Genomic DNA, 19,794 nt, shown 5'->3' on the forward strand with positions numbered 1-19,794 from the left:
CATAAATTGAGGTGGCTATGCCGCACGTAGTAGTCGATTATTCAGAAAATTTAACTGGATTGAACGCAAAACAATTACTTGAAGAAATTAATAGCACACTGATTGAGACAGAGTTATTTAGTCCAGAAGACATTAAAAGCCGTGCACGCAAAGATGAGGTTTTCCTCATTGGCTTAGGGGCTGATCAAGCTTATATTCATGCAAAGGTCTATATTTTGTCGGGAAGAACGGCTGAACAAAAACAGCTTATGGGTGAGCAGTTATTAGCGGCGCTTAGCAACAAAAAATATTTACAACAAGGGTTTAATAAAGAAATTCAATTGTGCGTTGAGCTTGTCGACATGCCAAGAGAAGATTATTTCAAGCAAGTTGTATAACACTAAAAAGCGCAATTTCGATCAAGAATAGAGATCAGCACTATGTAAAAGTAGTGCTATCGAATGAACAGACATAAATGTATGGCTGTATATACACAAAAGCTGCAACTGGTTTGCGATTATATTCAAAGACATTTAGACGAAGATTTAGATGTTGAGCGATTGAGCCAGATTGCAGCCTTATCTAAGTTTCATTTTCATCGTATTTTTGCCATTCATATTGGCTTAAATGTGATGAAGTTTATTCAACTTTCTCGTTTGAAGCGGGCCTCTTTTCAATTGGCTTTTGAACCCGATCTCAAGATTATTGAGATTGCATTACAAGCAGGGTTTGACAGTGCAGAGGCATTTACTCGTGCATTTAAACGTTCATTTGATCAAACTCCTCGGGCTTTTAGAGATAAACCAGACTGGGAATCTTGGCACCAGAAGTTTGTTTTTACGATTCCAAAAAGTGAGCTAAAAATGAATGTAAATATTGTTGAGCGACCTGCTGAAAAGATTGCGTATCTATCGCATTTAGGAAGTCCCGATAAAATCTTGGAAACAGCTGCGCAGTTTATTGCTTGGCGCAAAGAAACTGGCTTATCGCCTGTAACAAAGTCTAGAACTTATGGTATTCCGTTTGCTGACCCCGATCAGACACCAGCTGACGAGTTTCGATTTGATATTGCAGGTTCAATTGAAAAGGATGTACCTGAAAATAGTTACGGCGTACAGACAGGTGAAATTCCTGCAGGGCGTTATGCAACCGTAAGACATTTTGGTAGCCATGACCAGATTAAAGATAGCGTCTATTACATCTTTAGAAACTGGTTACCTGAGCAACCAGAAGAAGCAGGGGATTATCCGGTTTTCTTTCACTATCACAACTTTGTGCACGAAGTGAACGAGTGCGACCTTGTTACCGACATTTACTTACTTTTAAAGTGAGTCTAGGGTGATACAGGCATAGCTTAGGTTATGCCTGTATGTTTAAAAGTTTGATATCTGCATATTGTTCAATCAGGTTGTCATCTAGCATATGGATATAATCCATAAAGATGCTACTAAAGCTTCCCATAGTTTGCGCCTGATTTGCTGCAAGTTTACCTGCAATTGCAAAATGTACATGAGCTGAAAGAGCAGCAATCGTTGGTGTTGTCACAGCGCTATAAGCTGCAATTAACGCACCTAAAGCACAGCCTGTTGCAGTAATTTTTGGTTGTAAAGGACTTCCGCCGTTCACTTGAATCACAGCATCTATTTCATTAGACAATATATAATCTGATTCGCCCGAAATAGCGATACAACTTGCATGTGTTAAGAGAGAAGCAGCTTGCTGATAGGCTTGATCACTACTTAAAGTACTGTCTACACCTTTAGATTGAACTTGATTGCCTGCAAGGGTACTGATTTCTGAAGCATTACCACGAATAACGTTTGGCTTGAAGTGTAAAAGCTCATCTGTCATTTGACTGCGCCAAGCTAAAATTGGTCCATAACCGACTGGATCAAGTACCCAAGGAATATTGTTAAGCTGTGCTGTTTTGGCAGAGATTCGCATGGCTTGCATTTGCTCTGAAGTTGGCGTCCCCAAATTAATGCTTAAAGCCGATGAGATCTTGGTAAAACTTTCTGCTTCATAAGGATTATCAATCATCGCAGGTGATGCACCAGAAGCCAGTAACACATTGGCTGTGTAGTTGGCTGCAACGCTATTGGTAATGCATTGTACAAGAGGCGTTTTTGCCTGCATGTTTTGCCAAGCTTCAATCACCTGTTCAATGAGGTTGGATGTTGAAGTCATCTGATTATCCTTATTAAGCCAGAAGTAACATTTAACGGGTAAAATAGTGATCTTGATGCTTACATCTTTCGCAAATTAAAGAAACATAATCTGCGGCATCATAATCAACACTTAAATCATTTGAACCACAATGCATACAACGTTTAACCGAGTAAAAGTTTAACCGAGGTTCAATTTTTCGCCATGCCTTCCATACAGGTTGTACAAAAATGTGTTCGTCATAACCTAAAAAGCGGTTAAACAAAATGTGACTCATTTTACTGTAAGGAATATTGTAAGGGCGTGGTAACATTGAAGTTTCCCACTTTTCTGCTAAAGCTCTTTCCCGATATTGCTCTAAAGTTTTCTTTAATAAATTGGTATTAATAAATTTTTCATTACGTGGCTGTAGAGCTTTTTGCTTATAAAGATATTCGAGTGCAGTTTGAATCAAATAATAAATTTGACCAATAGCTAAGGAGTCCATTAAACGATAGCAAAAAGTTTGAAAGTTAGAGCTACCCGCAATTTGAATACCCCATGTTCGGCAATAGAACTGCGTAAACTGAATAATTTCTTGATAGAGCACCTGAAACAGGACATCTTTCACTTCATCTGCACTACGGAACGGAATACCAAGACTTAAGTTTTCATAAAACCAGTGACGTAGTTGCTGGGCTACACTAAATAAGCTTGGGTCACTATAACCATCTAAACGAATGTTTAAATAAAAGCACTGTGGTTCGTCAGATTGATCCTGTGCATTTAAAATCCCATCTTTATGAAGCTGTTTAATCAGATGGTTTTGGAACATCCAGTTGGGTGTAATAGGTTGATATTTTATTTGGTCCCAGTGAATATATTCGTCATGTGCAACATCGTCACGTGCATAGTCATCAAGCAAGCTAAGCAGAAAAAGTTTATTAAAAAAACTGAGTTGTTCAAGACTGCGCTGAGGTTGGTCTTTTGACTTAAACTGGCGTTGTTCTTGGAGTCGTGTTTGTTGTAAAAGCTTTTTTCTTTGTTTAGTGCATTGGTCACAATGGCATGTCATTTTTGTGTCTTTAAATACACGGTGCTGGCAATGACTGCATTCATGAAACTGAATGTCTTGCTCAAATTGTTCGGCATCCACCCAGTACATTGAAGCTTGGCAGAGTGGGCAATGGCTACTTTCATCTAGCTGTTTCTGTAGAATTTGTAAGGCCATTTCGCTCCGAACACTTAAATCAATCATGATTGACCTATTATACACAGCCGCATTGCCGATAGCTGAGATTGTATTTTTGTTTGGTGCAAAAATAGAAAACCTAAAATCTTTATTTTGATTTTAGGTTTTCATAAGGGGTTAAAAGTTAAGATTAAACAGGGCACGGCAAGCTCTCATCATGTTGTCCAAGTTTTTTAGCATTGATAAGCGCCTGTACTTTTTTGTTTGGTAATTTCACTTTACCTAATGCGTCATAAGTATTAACGATAGTGGTTACCTCCTGAGCAGTCATAGAAATACCTTCCGCAGTTAAGAACACGGCAATCACATGATGGTCGAGTCCTGCTGCGTCTAGATCATGAATAGCTTTAATATTTTCTAAGCGATGTAAATAAGTTTTTAATTCCATAGTGGCTACCTCTTGTTCTAATTGAAATACTTATACTGGTATATTAGTTAAGGCAAGAACCATGCCCAAAATGTAAGCAGCTCCTAAAAAATGTTAAAAGCGAAAGGAGTTTTATTTTTATTGTATAGATTGATTATATAAACAACGATTATCGTAATTTTGGTCTAATCTGTGCTAATAAAACCAAATTCTAATTTGAAATGTATAAATGAAGTCCCATTAATTTTATAAAGGTAAACAAACACAGTATGTATGAATATGTATGATCAAGTTCATAAAATTCGTACTACAGTTCCCGAAAAGTATATAAGGAATAAAGATGAATATTGCGGCACAGCCTCCAGTTCAGGCAGATCAAACAGTTTATTTAAAAGATTATCAAAAACCTTCGTTCTTGGTTGAATCCATTAATCTTGATATTCAAGTCTATGACGATAAAACAATTGTTGATTCAACTTTAGTCATGAAGCGTCAAACTGCTGGAGACTTGGTGCTGTTAGGTCGTGATCTTGAGTTGCAATCTATTCAGCTCAATGGTCAAGAGCTTACTCCTGCACAATATTCACTCGATAGTGAACAATTGGTGATCACTAACGCACCAGATGAAGTCATTTTACAGACTCAAGTGATTATTCATCCTGAAACCAACACTCAGCTTGAAGGTTTATATAAAGCAGGCGATTTGTTTGTTACGCAAAACGAGCCTGAAGGCTTCCGTAAAATTACCTTCTATCCAGACCGTCCAGACGTACTTTCAGTCTTTACGACGCGTGTAGAAGCAGACAAAAAATACCCAGTATTACTTGCTAATGGTAACTTGCTTGAAACAGGTGAAGCGGGTGAAAACCGCCACTTTGCAATCTGGCAAGACCCAACTAAAAAGCCAAGCTATTTGTTCGCTTGTGTTATTGGTGATTTAGCTGTACTTAAAGATCGCTATACGACTTCTGAAGGACGTGATGTTGCTTTAGAAATTTATGCCATTGAGAAAGACATTCCAAAATGTCATATCGCAATGGAAGCTTTAAAGCATTCAATGCGTTGGGATGAAGAACACTACGGCCGTGCGTATGACCTCGACAACTATATGATTGTTGCGGTAAGCCAGTTCAACATGGGTGCAATGGAAAATAAAGGTTTAAACATCTTTAATACCTCATGTGTACTTGCCGATGAAGAATACACAACTGACGCTGCGATTATGCGAGTGCAGTCGGTGATTGCCCATGAATATTTCCATAACTGGACTGGTAACCGTATTACTTGCCGTGACTGGTTCCAACTGTGTTTAAAAGAAGGTTTAACGGTATTCCGTGATCAGTCTTTCTCGGAAGATTTACAATCTGCTGCGGTTCAACGTATTGATGACGTTGCTGTACTTAAATCACACCAATTCCCTGAAGATGCAGGTCCATTGTCGCATCCACCACGTCCAGACCACTTTGTAGAAATTAATAACTTCTATACAGCGACAGTCTATGAAAAAGGTGCGGAAATTAACCGCATGATGTCGACCTTACTTGGTAAAGAAAAATACCGTAAGGGAACAGACGAATACTTCCGCCGTCATGACGGACAAGCCGTAACTGTAGAAGACTGGGTTGCTGCATTATCAGCAGGTTCGGGTGTCGATTTATCTGCATTTTTAACTTGGTATAACCAACCGGGTACACCAAAGCTTGAAGCAAAAGGTGAGTACGATGCAGCAGCACAAACTTACCGTTTAAGTTTTAAACAAAGCCTGAAAGCTCATCCTAAATATCCAAATTTAAAAGCTGTTCCGATTCCTGTGGCTTTAGCGCTATTTAATGCTAAAACAGGCGAGCAATATACATTGCACAGTGACAGCTTATTCGTAAATGATGTTAAAGATGGCGTGTACTTGTTTGACCAAGATGAAGCAACCATTGAGTTTACAGGTGTGACTGAACAGCCAGTTGTGTCGTTACTCCGCAATTTCTCTGCGCCTGTAAATCTTGTATTTGACTATACCGATGCAGAATTAGCTTTCTTAATTCAGCATGAGACAAATGGTTTTAACCAGTGGCAAGCAACTCAAACCTTGCTTGAGCGTATTTTGTTAGAAGACCATTCTGCCGATGCGTACATTCAAGCTATTCAGAGCACTTTGCCTGAGTTGGTTGGCCGCGACCCACTTTTAGCATCTCGTTTGTTTGATGTACCAAGTGAAGGTTATTTGGGTAGTCGTATCGATCAGAACTATGCACCAGCCGATGTTCATGTAAAACGTGAGGCCTTGCTGAATCGATTAGCACAAGAGTTAGGTTCTTTCTGGAAAGATACTTACCTTACCCTTGACCCAGACCAACAAAAAGAATTTTCTTTAGCGATGGGTGTACGTGCATTAAAGAACATTATGCTTATGATGATGGCTCGTCAGGGCGACCAAACTGCATTTGAATTAGCACATGTGCAATATCAAAACACAGGCAATATGTCTGAACGTTTAGGTGCTTTACGTGTATTGGTTTGGCAAAATGCACCTCAAGCTCAAGATGCCCTAGCTGATTTCTATGACCGTTTTAAAGATGAAGCATTGTCTTTAGATCAATGGTTTATGATTCAGGCAGCAAATCCAAATGCTACTGTTGAGACGATTGAATATCTCACTCAACATCCTGATTATGACCTCACGACGCCAAACCGTATTCGCGCCGTAAGTGGGGGCTTGTCAAATAACCCTGAAAATACTTGGGGCTTTGGTGTAGTGCACTTTATTAATCTTGCACAATATCTTGATGAGAAGAACCCGATTTTAGGTTCACGCCTATTACAGGTATTGTCACGTTGGTACACACTTGCAGAGCCTCAGCGCACTCAAGTACAACAAGCTTTAGAGGCATTGCAGCCTAAAGTGAAATCTAAAAACGTTTCTGAAACTTTAAATAGTATGTTAAGCGTTTAATTATTTAAATATACTTAATAAAGGCCTCGTATGAGGCCTTTATTTTTACCCTTATTTTATATTTCTTTAAATTATGTCCTTTATTAATTTATATTAAATGTATTTTTTAAATATATTAAAGAATAAATCAATTTAATTTTAAGTTGAAGCATTGCATAAAAAAGCTATTTTTTGTGATTAATTACCGGAAAAGAAAAATGACACATTTACTTAAATTTCTATGAATAAATTTTTTGATAGAATGGTTAAATTAATTTAAATCAAATGCTTATGATTTGTTAATGTTGGTTTTTATATTTGTGGAGTAACTTTAAGTAACTATATTTTATTAAATATAAATAAAAATAATAACAAGTTTATGCATTTTAATTATTTTTATGTATGATATTTAAAATAGGATAAAAAATAAGCTTTAAAAGAGCAGTCAAATAAAAAATGATTGTAAGAATAAGAGTTAATTTTTTTATATCTATTAATTCGACAATTTAATTTAAAAGGTTTTGGCCATGAAAAAGACTTTTTTTTATTTATCGGCAATAGCTGTAGGGTTATTTTCCCTGAACGCAGCAAATGCCGCTACAGCGACGGGGACATTAACTGTTAAGGCGACAGTAACAAATAGTTGTGTCCTTAATACCTCTGCAACAGGTACTACAACGAATGCGGTTTTGGACTTTGGTACTTTGAGTTCTCTCACTACTAATGTTGATGCAGATACCTCAACTACAGGTGGTACTTCAATTAAAGTTCTTTGTAACAATACTGTGCCATGGACTTTGTCGTTTGATGGTGGTCAAAATGTTTTATCAACCCAACGACGCATGATTGGTGGGGCAGCAAGTAATGAATATATTCCTTATAACCTGTATTCGGATACAGGACGTGCCACTGCAATTGGTATAGCAACAACCGCTTATAGCGGAACAGGTAGTGGTGCAGTACAAACAGTGAATGTATATGGTCGTCTTCCTGCTGGCTCAGCACTGCCGAGTGCGGGTAGTTATGTTGATACGGTAACAATAACGGTAACTTATTAAGTTGTATAAATTAGAAAAGCTGTTAGCCCTTTTGAAAGGGCTAATATATTAAAAAGATATATATTTGAGTAAAACATGAAAAAAAATATTTTTATTATTACGGGATTATTCTTATCTTTATCTAGCACTATTCACGCCGCCACAATCCGCCTTTCACCGGTAAGTGTAGAAATTTTAAGTCATCAAAAAGCTTCTTCAATTAGTCTATATAATCAGTCAAATGAAAGTGCTGATTTACAGGCACGTATATTTGAATGGACTCAAAATAATGGACAAGATCAATTAACACCTACAGATGAAATCACTATTAGCCCACCTTTTTTAAAGCTAAAACCTAGCGAGTCTTATAATTTACGGGTAATCCGAATTAATCCGGAACCAATTTCTGGTGAAAAAACTTATCGTATTATTATTGACGAATTACCAAAACCAGTTGATAGCCGTAAAGCTTCTCAAGGTGTAAATGTATTACTTCGTTCGTCATTACCTGTATTTGTAGTCAATAAAGATGCGATTACTCAACTGAATTGGAAAATTGATACTCATCAAAAGGAAGCTTTTTTAAATATTAGAAATATTGGCAACCGACATGCACTTTTAAATGACTTAACGCTTGTAGATAGCACCGAAAATAAGAGTTATTCGATTAAAGTAAATACCGTGAATGGCTACATTCTTGCAAACCAAGCACGAAGCTATTCAGTTAATAATTTTACATATCAGCCCAATCATAAATACAGCATTTCTCTGACAGTTAATGGTAAGAAAACCACACTTTAAGAGGCTTATATGAAATATATTATAGGTGTCTTATGTGTTGCGTATTTTCCAACGTATTCTTTTGCTGAACAGTTACTAGATCATACAAATACTGCAGTTCCTAGTGTTCCTAAGTCTATAGGAAGTAATAATAAATATATGCATGAAAAGACGAATGGACAGCAGCAAGAACATGATTTCACTCAGCTATTTTTAAATATTTCTACTAATTCAAATACCTCTGAAGATTTGTTTTCCGTAAAACAATCTAAAGATGGAAAGTTATATATTCGTTCTGGTGACTTAAAAACACTAAGAGTGAAAATGGATGAACATATCTCTGACAGCCAATGGGTGTGTCTTAACGAACTTAAAGGAATCCAGTTTAAGTACTTAGAAAATGAGCAGTCTCTGAACTTACAAGTTCCGTCAAACATGTTAATGGGTTACTCAGTTGATTTAACTGGTCAACAGACCACTAGCTCCAGTCTGCTAAAAATGAAACCCTTAAATGCTGCACTCCTGAATTACAGCCTGTATCACACCATAACCAATGATGAGAGTATTTTCTCTGGTTCGGCTGAAGGTATTTTTAATAGCGGCATCGGTAATTTTTCATCAGGTGTTTTATACAACGGTAGTAATGAAAATAGTTATAGCCATGAAAAATGGGTACGACTGGAAAGTAAATGGCAATATGTAGACCCTGAAAAAGTCAGAATATATACCCTAGGTGACTTTATTTCCAATAGCTCTGACTGGGGGAGTAGTGTGCGTCTGGCTGGTTTGCAATGGTCGAGTGCCTATACCCAGCGTGGTGATATTGTTACTTCGGCATTACCACAATTTTCTGGTTCGGCGGCGTTACCTTCAACACTAGACTTATACGTTAACCAACAAAAGATTTATTCAGGCCTTGTTCCTTCAGGCCCATTTGACATTAAGCAGCTGCCGTTTATTTCAGGAAATGAAGTCACGCTGGTGACCACCGATGCCACAGGTCAGCAAAGCATTACCAAAAAACCTTATTACTTTTCATCGAAGATTCTGGCAAAAGGCATCAATGAGTTTTCAGTGGATATTGGGGTTCCGCGTTATAACTACGGACTGTACTCAAACGATTATGATGATGCCACCTTTGCGTCGGGTGCGATTCGATACGGCTACAGCAACTCACTGACTTTAAGCGGTGGTGCAGAAGCTTCCACAGATGGTCTTTCCAACTTGGGAACAGGCTTTGCCAAGAATGTTTTTGGTGTTGGAGTGATTAATGCTGACATTGCAGCAAGCCAGTATAAGGATGAGAACGGCTATTCTGCCTTGTTTGGTTTAGAAGGGCGTATTAGCAAGAATATTTCGTTTAATACCAGTTACCGCAAAGTATTTGATAACTATTTTGACTTGGCCCGTGTGTCTCAAATTCGATATTTAAAAGAAAACCAGATTACTTCTGAGCCACAAAATTATTTGAGCTACAGTGCACTGGCAGATGAGATTATTAGGGCAGGGATTAACTATAACTTTTATGCGGGCTATAGCGTTTATGTCGGCTACAACCAAATTAAATATAGTGATAACTCGTATAAGTTGCTATCTGCTAACTTAAGCGGAAGTCTGAACAAGAACTGGGGCTTTTATAGTTCAGCTTATAAAGACTATGAAAACCATAAGGACTATGGCATTTACTTTGCACTGCGCTATACGCCATCTACCAGAGTGAATGCTATTTCTAGCGTATCTAGTGATAGTGGCAGATTGACTTATCGACAAGAAGTATTTGTTCTATCAGAACCACAAATTGATTCATTTGGATGGGGCGGATATGTTGAGCGAGATCAGGATGCACATACTAACAATGCATCGATCTATGGCTCTTATCGCGCCCGAGCTGCGTACCTGACAGGCCGCTATAACCGAATTGGAGACAATGACCAAGTTGCAGTTTCAGCGACAGGATCACTTGTTGCGGCAGCAGGACGCGTCTTTGCGGCCAATGAAATTGGAGATGGTTATGCTGTTGTTACCAATGCCGGACCGCAAAGCCAGATTATCAATGGTGGAATAAATCTAGGAACAACTGATAAGTCTGGAAGATTCCTCATTCCTAGTCTCATGCCCTATAGAGAGAACCATATTTATTTAGATCCATCTTATTTACCTTTAAATTGGAATGTTAAATCTACAGATCAAAAAACAGTAGTAGGTTACCGCCAAGGAACCTTAGTTGACTTTGGTGCACATCAGGTCGTTTCAGGCTTAGTAAAAGTCGTTGATAAAAACAACTCACCGTTAAAGTCGGGTTATAGCGTTCGAATTAATGGGCAGCAAGATGCAATAGTGGGCTACGATGGTGAAGTATTCGTTCCCAACTTATTAAAACAAAACAAACTTGAAATAGACCTTCTCGATCATGGTTCATGCCAAGTTGACTTCACTTATAACAGTAATCAGTACTCAACTAAGAAATTGGGACCTTATATATGTCATTAAATATTATGAATAAGGCTCAAATAGAGAGCTATAAAAAAATTTCCTTATCTTTAAAATACTTTATAGGCATTTGCTTACTTTATCTCGTTTATGCGTTTTTGAGTCCAACGCATGCTGCCTGTACGGTAGCTGGAACGACTAATAATACATTTACTTACACGGCAGCAAATATTAATAGTGATGCAACTGTAAACTTTTCAGGAACAATTACTTGCACGAATGGAGGACTAATACCTCAAATCTCTCCGTTTATGTGTATGAAGACAGTATTTACAGGAGCAACCACTACAAATAATAGCGTATCGTTACCGTATACAGTCACTGCAACTGTTGGTGGAGCCGGTTCTTCTACCACCAACCAAACCTCTAATGTCTGGTATGGTCCAGTGGTAACTGTCGCTTCAAATAATATTCTTAGTTACTCGGTAAATGTGAAAGTACCAGCGCGAACAGGGTCGCTTATTGCATATCCTCAAGGAACTTATACAACTACGGTTCAACTCTTTTGGGATATGGATCTTCTAGCGGTGTTATGTTTAGGTGATTTACTCAGCTGGGACTCTGGAAATGTAACGTTAACAGCGAACTTTGTGGTACCGACGCTTTGCCAATTAAACTCAACCTCAAATGTCGATTTTGGCAATATTAATGATATTGGTATTACTAAGCGTGACTACACGACTCAAGGTGCTGTAAATACGACATGTAACTCTGGAACGCCATATTCGATTTATTTAGGGGATGGCAATAACCGTATAAGCGGAGGGTTCAGGCGTATGGCTAATAGTAATAATGAGTTTATTCCCTATCAGTTATACAAAGATGCTGCTTATAGTTCGGTGTGGGATGCTACAGGTGGCGTGAATAGCGTTGGGGGAACGGGAGGAGTATCTGGCACTGGAACAGGTAATGCTCAAACCACTACAGTTTATGGAAAAATTCCGCAAGGTACTACGATTGCAAGTAGACCCGGTAGCTACTCTGATAGTGTTGTTGTTACAGTGACTTATTAATTTTCAAATCTATATAGGAAGCTCTTTTATGGCAGAGCTTCTTATAATTCAAATTGTATTGGTTAGAAATTGCTAAAAATATAAATAATAAAAATCAAATAATTCTTAGTTTTAGAAACTCGACCGTCATCAAAAATGGTTTGACTTAAAAAGGTATTCTGTATATTTGTTGGTTAGTTCCAAAAAAGAACTACTATGTAAAAACAAGCAATTAAAATAAAGGATGAACCAATGTCGGATATTATTTTGCACCAGTGGGAAATTTCTCCATTTTGTCAAAAAGTTGCAAGAGCTTTGAAATTTAAGGGAATCTCATTTGATACAGTAAACTATAACGGTATTCTTGGTGCCAAAGTTCCTTTGCTAAGTAAAGTGGGCAAAGTACCTGTGATTGACCATAAAGGACAGCGTATACAAGACAGTACTCGTATTGCTCGCTATTTAGACGAAGCCTATCCAGATACACCGCGACTTTATCCCGCAGATCCAAATCAAAAAGCACTTGCCGAACTATGGGAAGACTGGGCAGATGAGTCTCTTTATTTTTATGAAGTGTATTTAAGGGTAAATGATTCAGAAGCTTTAGAGGAAGCCATCCGTATTAGTAGCATTGGTCGGCCAGCATATGAAAAGCCAATGGTGAAAGCTTTTATTTTAGCCGAATTAAAAACACAGCTTTTCTTTCAGGGCTTGGGCCGAATGAAAGCCGAGGATATTGAAGCAGAGTTTATTAAACACCTAGACCGTATTGAGCAGGTTTTATCACAAAGCGAATGGTTGGTTGGAGATCACCAGACGATTGCAGACATTGCCGTGGTTGCTCAACTTGGTGAAGTCGTTCGAACAAGTAAAAAGTTTAGTAAAGAAATTTTGAATCGTCCGTTTATTGCTTTATGGTATAAAAAACAAACAGGGTGAAACGACTATGTCATTAGTAACACCAGATAAAACACGAGATTGTGCAGTTGTTATTGGTGTCGGGGCTTCACAGGGAATTGGGGCAGCCGTTTGTCATCGTTTTGCAAGAGAAGGATTAAAAGTTTATGTTGCTGGGCGAACTTTCCAGAAAATTGAAGCAGTCGCGGCCGAAATCCATGCAAAGGGTGGTGAAGCTACCGCATTTCGTTTGGATGCCGAAGATATACATCAAGTACAGGCCCTATTTGACACCGTTACTAGTCAAAACGAACGTATTACTGCTGTTATTCATAATGTTGGGGGAAATATTCCCTCAATTTTTTTACGCAGCCCACTATCGTTTTTTAATGATATGTGGCAATCCACATTTTTATCGGCTTATTTGGTTTCTCAAAGCTGCCTAAAAATTTTTAAAGAACAAAATCACGGTACGCTTATTTTTACGGGAGCGAGTGCCTCTTTGCGCGGAAAACCCTTTTTTGCTGCTTTTACGATGGGTAAATCTGCGTTGCGAGCTTATGCATTAAATCTAGCTCAAATATATAAAACACAAGGCATTCATATTGCTCATGTCATTATTGATGGAATGGTAAATGGTGACAGAATTAATAAAGCTTTATTTGGTCTAGGTCGTTTAGCACGTCTTACACGTGGAACGGGTGGACTTAATCTTGATGCAATAGCAGAAAACTATTGGATGCTTTACCTGCAAAGCCCTGAGCTCTGGACACATGAGTTAGATTTACGCCCATACCAAGAAAAATTTTGAGAGACGAATATGCTAAAAACAATATTTCAGAAGTTTCAAAAAAAGCAGGGCTGTGTAGTGGTTGCTGGTCATGATATAGAACTACTCGACCATGATTTTGTAATTTTGGATAAAAACCATCAAGCTCCATTACATGTTTATCAAGTTGTGCATGATTCTACTGTTCGGAACATACAAGTAAGTTACGTAAATGATGGCATAACGAGTGTGCGCTTAAACTTGGTAAAAACTAAACATTTAAAAAGTCTGCTGAAATATATAACAGAGCATCGTCATACCATTGAGTTATGCGTGTTTCAGCCAAATTTTTCATCTGCACCAAATATTGAAGCTTTATCTTTAGAAGAAATTGAACACAGTTGGCAGACCACAGGTTTAAGTGCTGTGAGCGTGTCGCAGTTCGTACTTAAACCCATGTTAAAGCAGCAGCGGGGTACAGTTATTTTTCTTGGAGCACCATCTCATCATTCGACTCACCTCGATGTATTAAGCCAAAGTATGTTTGCGAGTATTCGAGCGTTATCGCAGTCGTTGGCAAGAGAATTTCAGCCCAAAGGCATACATGTCACGTATTGCATGGTAGAAAAATGGGATGGACAAAACCCGCACTTTATTTCATCTATTAAACAAATGTGCCAGCACATCTATCACCAATCTGATTCTGCATGGAGTCAAGAGCTCAGCGTATCGTGAGATTTTACTTTCGTGTGTTCTTAAAATAGAGTACTGCTTTGGAATGACAGCACAACAATAATTTCGATAGGTACTCAAATGTTAAATATTAAGAATGCTCAACAAACGGTTAAGGTAGCGACTACAGTAGCAGCTTTGATGTGCTTTTCTTCACTGGCACAAGCATATCAATATGATCAAACAGCGCGTTTAGTTAATGAGCGCTTATCTTATATGAAAGATGTCGCAGGCTATAAAGCAGAGCAGCATTTACCGATTGAAGATTTAGCTCAAGAAAAGAAAGTACTCGACCAATCACTTTCTGAGGCCGAATCTTTTGGACTGAACAGTGAAACAGTAAAGCCATTTATAGTGACACAAATGAATGTAGCGAAAGCTATTCAATACCGATATAGAGCGGACTGGTTATCTAGCCCTGAAACCAACTGGAAGCCTCAGGACTTAAGCGAAGTGCGTTTAAAAATTAGTTCTTTAAATACGGAGCTTCTAAAAAATATTGCCTATGAACTCAAGAAAAATAATAACAAGGCGCCGCACGGTTGTAGCTATATGTGGCCAGTTCAGCACCCTCAACTTAAAGAAGCCGATAAAAAGGCTTTATGTGTAACATTGAATAAAATCAAATTAAAACAATGAAGCACCTAAAGCGGCTTATATAACTCAATTATTCAATCAACATTAAGTCGGCAGTGTTGGCAGATTTAAGTGGTCGTAGGGCAAAGGTTGAACGCGTATGCCGAATACCTTTAATCGAATAGAGCTTTTTACGTAAAAAGCGTTCGTAATGTTCGGCATCTTTTACGGCCACTTTTACCAAGTAATCATAATCGCCCGTAACCAAATGCGCCTCGACTACTTCGGGAATGTCTGCCAAAGCTTCACTAAAGTTTTCTAGCATTTCGTCATCGTGGCGTTCTAGCGTAATTTCAATAAAGAACAACTCGTGAATGCCAATCGCTTTTGGGTTTACGTTTACCGTATAACCTTCAATAATTTTTAGGCTTTCTAAACGCTTGAGTCGAGTCCAGCAGGGTGAAGATGAAAGCCCAACTTCTTCGGCGAGCTGCGCAACCGTTAAGCGCCCATTTCCACGAAGGGCAGATAATATTTTCCGATCTATGCGATCTAGTGTGTATTCTGTGCTGTTCAAAATATAAACCAAAGAAGATTCTTCTGTTAATTTTTAATATACGTGATTTTTATGCTGAGATCATTTAAAAAAACTGAAAATACAGTAAACATTTTGAGGTCGACAGCCATACACTATTTCTATGCATCGAACTCTACTGGATAGGAGTTGTGATGAAGCAAAGAGCACTGTTTCAGTAAGGGTGACTAAACAGTGCTCTTTGCGGATCTAATAAGAACTATTACTCTTACCAAAATTGAACGTTTACTTATTTAATTTGGCAAAACTATTTCTTAATACTCACTTTCTAAATTTATATTTCTTTTTTATTCAATACCAACAACAGTTGTGATGTAGCCTGTTGTTAAAAGTATGGCTAGACCCAATGACATTTCAAATAAAATGGCGTAACCCAACTGGTTTACATATCTTTGATGGTCTAAACGAGGGGTGAAATACCATTTATTAAAGGCAGCTAGTAAGAAAATATATAGAACAAAAATTATTTTCATGATAAATCCGTGCCCATAAGAGGTATTAAATAGTGTATCGAGATCTTTAAGTAATAGCAGGGCAATACTGACACCGCAGGCAAGTAAGATTCCCACAATAAAGGCTGCAATTTTTCCAAATAGATGCATGCTTTTTTTTAACGATAGGCCCTTAATTATTCTGCTTGTTTTCCATAAAGGATAGAGCGATCCCATCCATAAAGACATTGCTAATACATGTATTGAAAGTAAAATCTGAGCAAATAAAGATAAATTTGTGACATGACCTAATTGAGAAAAACTGAAAACAATTGGTATGAGTAGTGCGGAAAAAATTGACCCTTCAATTTTAGTAATCTGGCTAACCCCACTACTTAATTTTAGAAGCATAAACAAGAATAGAAATAGGAAACTTGTTGATCGAATGACATGAGCATGACCAGTCGAGGTATTTATCAGGATATTTATATAGTTACTATCCCACATACCTAAAAAGCCAGTATTCGAAAAACTTCCTATAAGAATGAAAAAGCTTAAAATGCTTGAAAGAAAGCCTATGAATGAACCAATGGTAACGTATCTGAGTATAGCTTTCTTAATTACGATATAACCCCCAAGTAGGAAGTAGCAGAAAGCTCCACCAATAACAAATGCGGTTCCTAAATATAAAAAGACTTTAACAAGCCATGTGGCATATATCCAAGTTTCAGGAACCATATTTTTCTCCCTATACAATATGCCAGCTAATAACCAACATATTGCTTATTAAAAAATTATTTTTATTCTAATTACTTAATCGTGAAACTATATTCACCATTCATGTTGTGGCCATCAGTGCCCATCGTAGTCCACACTACTGTATATTTGCCTTTTTTAAGTTTTGGTACCGCGACTTCAAATGATTTTTTTAAATCATGACTTACTTGGTAATTTAAAGGGATATCTCGACGTTGGGCATCGAGCAATTTAACATTCATCAACATCACTTCACCGCCGAAATTAAGCCTAATACTTGTTGGTTGGCTAGCTACAGAAGCATTAATAGCGGGTGTTGCACTTTCAAGTTTCACATGTGCAAATACACTTGAACTCGCTGCAACAATTGTTGTTGCTACTAGAATATTGCGGAGAAATGTCATTTTGTTGTGGAAAAGCTTCATATTTTCATCCTCGTAAAACTAATATTTGATTAAGTGATGATCGGATTAAAATAAGCGACTTGCTTTATTGTTCACCCTCTTTGTGTGCCTATTATTAAAGAAAGAGGGAAACGTCCTGATGACTCCAAAATTACATTTTTGTCATTTTTAAATTTGAAAACATACAAGTGCTACACTTACTTTAAACAAGATGGTGATTATTAAATAAACAAGTAAGAAAAATTAATGCATTCGCTACTTTAAAATTAAACATGAAGGAGGTTTTTTATGGACCATCATCATCATGAAGACAAAAATGGCAACAATACCCATATAGACCCCGTCTGCGGTATGAAGGTAACAGAAGAAAGTAAATTTTCCGAAAAATTTCATCATAGAACTTTTTACTTTTGCAGTGAAAAATGCCACTTAAAATTTAAAAATGATCCTACTTTTTATATGAATAAACTGGAAAAAACGAGTACAGCAAAAGAATCTCAAAACATAAATAATATAAATTCAATTGAAGTTAATCAGTTAGCAAATGCGAATACTTCTACAATTTACACTTGTCCAATGCATCCTGAAATTCGACAGAATCACCCAGGAAATTGTCCTATTTGCGGTATGACATTAGAACCTTTACTTCCAAACTTAGATGAAGCAGATGAAAATCCTGAGCTCAAGGATTTTAAAAGAAGATTTTGGTACACCTTACCGTTGACCCTGATTGTAGTATTTTTGGCGATGTTTGGTCATCAGCTGAATTGGTTTGAAATGCGGGTACAGAGTTGGATTGAACTCGTACTTACTTTACCTATTGTTTTTTGGGCAGGCTGGCCGTTTTTTGTTAGATGTTGGCAATCAATTTTAAATCGTAGTCCTAATATGTGGACTTTAATTGGAATCGGAACGGGGGCAGCATTTATATACAGTCTCGTTGGGACTTTGACTCCACAAGTATTTCCAGATTCTTTTGTTTCTATGGGGCGTGTCGCTGTATATTTTGAAGCTACAGCCGCCATTATCTCACTGACTTTATTAGGCCAAGTGCTTGAGTTAAAAGCTCGGTCACAGACCTCGGCAGCAATTAAATCTTTACTTGGGCTGGCTCCCAAGACTGCAAGAAAAATTAATGAAGATGGACAAGAAGAAGATATTCCACTTTCCCATGTACATGTTGGAGATTTACTTCGAGTAAGGCCAGGTGAGAAGGTACCAGTTGATGGAGTTATTACCGAAGGTTCAAGTTCTATTGATGAGTCGATGTTAACAGGAGAACCCGTTCCAGTTACAAAACGAGTAGGTGACCAAGTGATAGGTGCAACAATCAACATGAATGGTTCATTAGTGATGCGTTCAGAAAAGGTTGGATCTTTAACTGTACTTTCCCAAATAGTTCAAATGGTGTCTCAAGCTCAACGTTCAAAAGCACCCATGCAAAGAATGGCAGACCAAGTGGCAGGATGGTTTGTTTTGGTTGTCATTGGTATTTCTATTCTTACTTTTTTCGGTTGGGGGATATTTGGACCAGAACCAAGTTGGGTCTATGGGTTAATCAATGCGGTCGCTGTTTTAATTATTGCTTGCCCATGTGCGTTAGGGTTAGCTACACCTATGTCGATTATGGTGGCAACAGGGCGTGGTGCTTCAAATGGCGTACTTTTTCGGGATGCCGCTGCAATAGAAAATTTAAGAAAAGTTGATACTTTAATTATTGATAAAACAGGTACTTTAACAGAAGGTAAACCATCCTTTGATAAGGCTATTGCTGTTTCAGGGTATGAAGAAAATGAAGTTCTTCGATTAGCTGCCAGTTTAGATCAAGGTAGTGAACATCCTTTAGCAGATGCAATTGTGCGGGCTGCCCGTGAAAGAAATCTTGCACTGACCAAACCGACATCTTTTGAGTCAGGCTCTGGCATTGGTGTTAAGGGCGAGTTAAATGGACAACAATTATCTTTAGGTAATACCGCATTAATGGAACAACTGGGGATATCCGTTGATTCATTTATACCTCAAGCTGAAGAATTAAGATCAGAAGGTGCGAGTGTTATGTATTTAGCTGTTGATGGACAACTAAAAGGATTATTGGCTGTTTCAGATCCAATCAAAATAAGTACACCTGAGGCTGTTCTTTCATTAAAAAATTCAGGTCTAAGAATCGTAATGGCTACAGGGGATGGCTTAACAACAGCTAAATCAGTTGGTAGTCGCTTAGGAATTGATGAAGTTTATGGGGAAGTCAAACCCGCAGATAAACTGCAACTTGTGCATAAATTGCAAAAAGAAGGAAGAGTGGTTGCAATGGCGGGTGACGGAATTAATGATGCTCCAGCGCTAGCTCAAGCAGATATCGGAATTGCGATGGGAACTGGCACAGACGTTGCAATGAATAGCGCCCAAGTTACTTTAGTAAAAGGTGATTTACGAGGTATCGAGACTGCTCGTTCGCTATCAGAGGCAACCATTAAAAATATGAAGCAAAATCTCATGTTCGCATTTCTTTATAATGCTTTAGGTATTCCTTTGGCTGCGGGTATTTTATATCCATTTACTGGCTGGTTGCTTTCCCCAATGATTGCAGCTTTGGCTATGAGTTTAAGTTCAGCATCAGTAATTGGTAACGCTTTAAGGTTACGTAGTCAAAACTAGTTGTTTCCGAC

Annotated in this window: 18 protein-coding genes; 12 read left to right on the plus strand and 6 right to left on the minus strand. The window is 37.9% G+C overall.

Annotated elements, in window-relative coordinates; all coding sequences use genetic code 11:
• Positions 1 to 17: 17 nt before the first annotated feature.
• Together AC1PJ9_RS12220 and AC1PJ9_RS12225 are read left to right on the plus strand one after the other, a co-directional pair.
• Positions 18 to 377: a 5-carboxymethyl-2-hydroxymuconate Delta-isomerase gene (locus AC1PJ9_RS12220; protein ID WP_022575528.1), complete on the plus strand. Its 360-nt coding sequence runs from the start codon at positions 18 to 20 to the stop codon at positions 375 to 377.
• Between the two features lie 81 nt (positions 378 to 458).
• Complete coding sequence (locus AC1PJ9_RS12225; protein ID WP_311088052.1) at positions 459 to 1,310, plus strand: AraC family transcriptional regulator; 852 nt, start codon at positions 459 to 461, stop codon at positions 1,308 to 1,310.
• A 28-nt stretch (positions 1,311 to 1,338) separates the two neighbouring features.
• Here the strand turns inward: AC1PJ9_RS12225 and thiM are convergent, their stop codons facing one another.
• The 3 genes from thiM to AC1PJ9_RS12240 form a co-directional block, all read right to left on the minus strand.
• Complete coding sequence (gene thiM, locus AC1PJ9_RS12230) at positions 1,339 to 2,166, minus strand: hydroxyethylthiazole kinase (protein WP_191001444.1); 828 nt, start codon at positions 2,164 to 2,166, stop codon at positions 1,339 to 1,341.
• Positions 2,167 to 2,197: 31 nt separating this feature from the next.
• Positions 2,198 to 3,355, minus strand: a complete 1,158-nt coding sequence (locus AC1PJ9_RS12235) for a hypothetical protein (RefSeq protein ID WP_311087399.1) — start codon at positions 3,353 to 3,355, stop codon at positions 2,198 to 2,200.
• 151 nt (positions 3,356 to 3,506) lie between these two features.
• On the minus strand, positions 3,507 to 3,764 hold the full coding sequence (locus AC1PJ9_RS12240; protein WP_311087400.1) for a hypothetical protein: 258 nt from the start codon (positions 3,762 to 3,764) through the stop codon (positions 3,507 to 3,509).
• Positions 3,765 to 4,083: 319 nt separating this feature from the next.
• Between AC1PJ9_RS12240 and pepN the strand changes: the two genes are divergently transcribed.
• The 9 genes from pepN to AC1PJ9_RS12285 all read left to right on the plus strand — a co-directional run bounded on the left by pepN (position 4,084) and on the right by AC1PJ9_RS12285 (position 15,005).
• Entirely contained in the window at positions 4,084 to 6,690 is a 2,607-nt protein-coding gene (gene pepN / locus AC1PJ9_RS12245; protein ID WP_263613993.1) for an aminopeptidase N, read from the plus strand.
• 506 nt (positions 6,691 to 7,196) lie between these two features.
• Positions 7,197 to 7,727, plus strand: a complete 531-nt coding sequence (locus AC1PJ9_RS12250) for a Csu type fimbrial protein (protein ID WP_479762192.1) — start codon at positions 7,197 to 7,199, stop codon at positions 7,725 to 7,727.
• Between the two features lie 75 nt (positions 7,728 to 7,802).
• On the plus strand, positions 7,803 to 8,507 hold the full coding sequence (locus AC1PJ9_RS12255; RefSeq protein ID WP_311087402.1) for a fimbrial biogenesis chaperone: 705 nt from the start codon (positions 7,803 to 7,805) through the stop codon (positions 8,505 to 8,507).
• 9 nt (positions 8,508 to 8,516) lie between these two features.
• A complete protein-coding gene (locus AC1PJ9_RS12260) occupies positions 8,517 to 10,976 on the plus strand; it encodes a fimbria/pilus outer membrane usher protein (protein ID WP_311087403.1) in 2,460 nt (819 codons plus the stop codon).
• Positions 10,967 to 11,989 (plus strand): Csu type fimbrial protein, encoded by a 1,023-nt coding sequence (locus tag AC1PJ9_RS12265; protein WP_311087404.1) that lies wholly within the window; start codon positions 10,967 to 10,969, stop codon positions 11,987 to 11,989. Before AC1PJ9_RS12260 ends, AC1PJ9_RS12265 begins: the two co-directional genes overlap by 10 nt.
• Before the next feature lie 231 nt (positions 11,990 to 12,220).
• The gene (locus AC1PJ9_RS12270; RefSeq protein WP_311087405.1) at positions 12,221 to 12,907 is read left to right on the plus strand and encodes a glutathione S-transferase; all 687 of its coding nucleotides are present in this window, start codon (positions 12,221 to 12,223) and stop codon (positions 12,905 to 12,907) included.
• A gap of 7 nt (positions 12,908 to 12,914) precedes the next feature.
• Entirely contained in the window at positions 12,915 to 13,676 is a 762-nt protein-coding gene (locus AC1PJ9_RS12275) for an SDR family NAD(P)-dependent oxidoreductase (RefSeq protein ID WP_304399875.1), read from the plus strand.
• 9 nt (positions 13,677 to 13,685) lie between these two features.
• Positions 13,686 to 14,369 (plus strand): SDR family NAD(P)-dependent oxidoreductase, encoded by a 684-nt coding sequence (locus tag AC1PJ9_RS12280; RefSeq protein ID WP_311087406.1) that lies wholly within the window; start codon positions 13,686 to 13,688, stop codon positions 14,367 to 14,369.
• Between the two features lie 78 nt (positions 14,370 to 14,447).
• Entirely contained in the window at positions 14,448 to 15,005 is a 558-nt protein-coding gene (locus AC1PJ9_RS12285) for a chorismate mutase (RefSeq protein WP_311087407.1), read from the plus strand.
• A 28-nt stretch (positions 15,006 to 15,033) separates the two neighbouring features.
• Here AC1PJ9_RS12285 and AC1PJ9_RS12290 read toward each other — a convergent pair whose 3' ends face one another.
• From AC1PJ9_RS12290 to AC1PJ9_RS12300, 3 genes are all read right to left on the minus strand, one after another.
• Entirely contained in the window at positions 15,034 to 15,519 is a 486-nt protein-coding gene (locus tag AC1PJ9_RS12290) for an Lrp/AsnC family transcriptional regulator (RefSeq protein WP_031944247.1), read from the minus strand.
• A gap of 305 nt (positions 15,520 to 15,824) precedes the next feature.
• A complete protein-coding gene (locus tag AC1PJ9_RS12295) occupies positions 15,825 to 16,706 on the minus strand; it encodes a copper resistance D family protein (protein WP_311087408.1) in 882 nt (293 codons plus the stop codon).
• Positions 16,707 to 16,777: 71 nt separating this feature from the next.
• The gene (locus AC1PJ9_RS12300) at positions 16,778 to 17,149 is read right to left on the minus strand and encodes a copper resistance CopC family protein (RefSeq protein WP_311087409.1); all 372 of its coding nucleotides are present in this window, start codon (positions 17,147 to 17,149) and stop codon (positions 16,778 to 16,780) included.
• A 267-nt stretch (positions 17,150 to 17,416) separates the two neighbouring features.
• On the opposite strand from AC1PJ9_RS12300, the gene AC1PJ9_RS12305 reads away from it, so the two are divergent.
• Positions 17,417 to 19,783, plus strand: coding sequence for a heavy metal translocating P-type ATPase (locus AC1PJ9_RS12305; RefSeq protein ID WP_311087410.1), 2,367 nt, complete (start codon positions 17,417 to 17,419; stop codon positions 19,781 to 19,783).
• Positions 19,784 to 19,794 lie beyond the last annotated feature (11 nt).

It is taken from the genome of Acinetobacter sp. 70_2 (assembly GCF_056736115.1).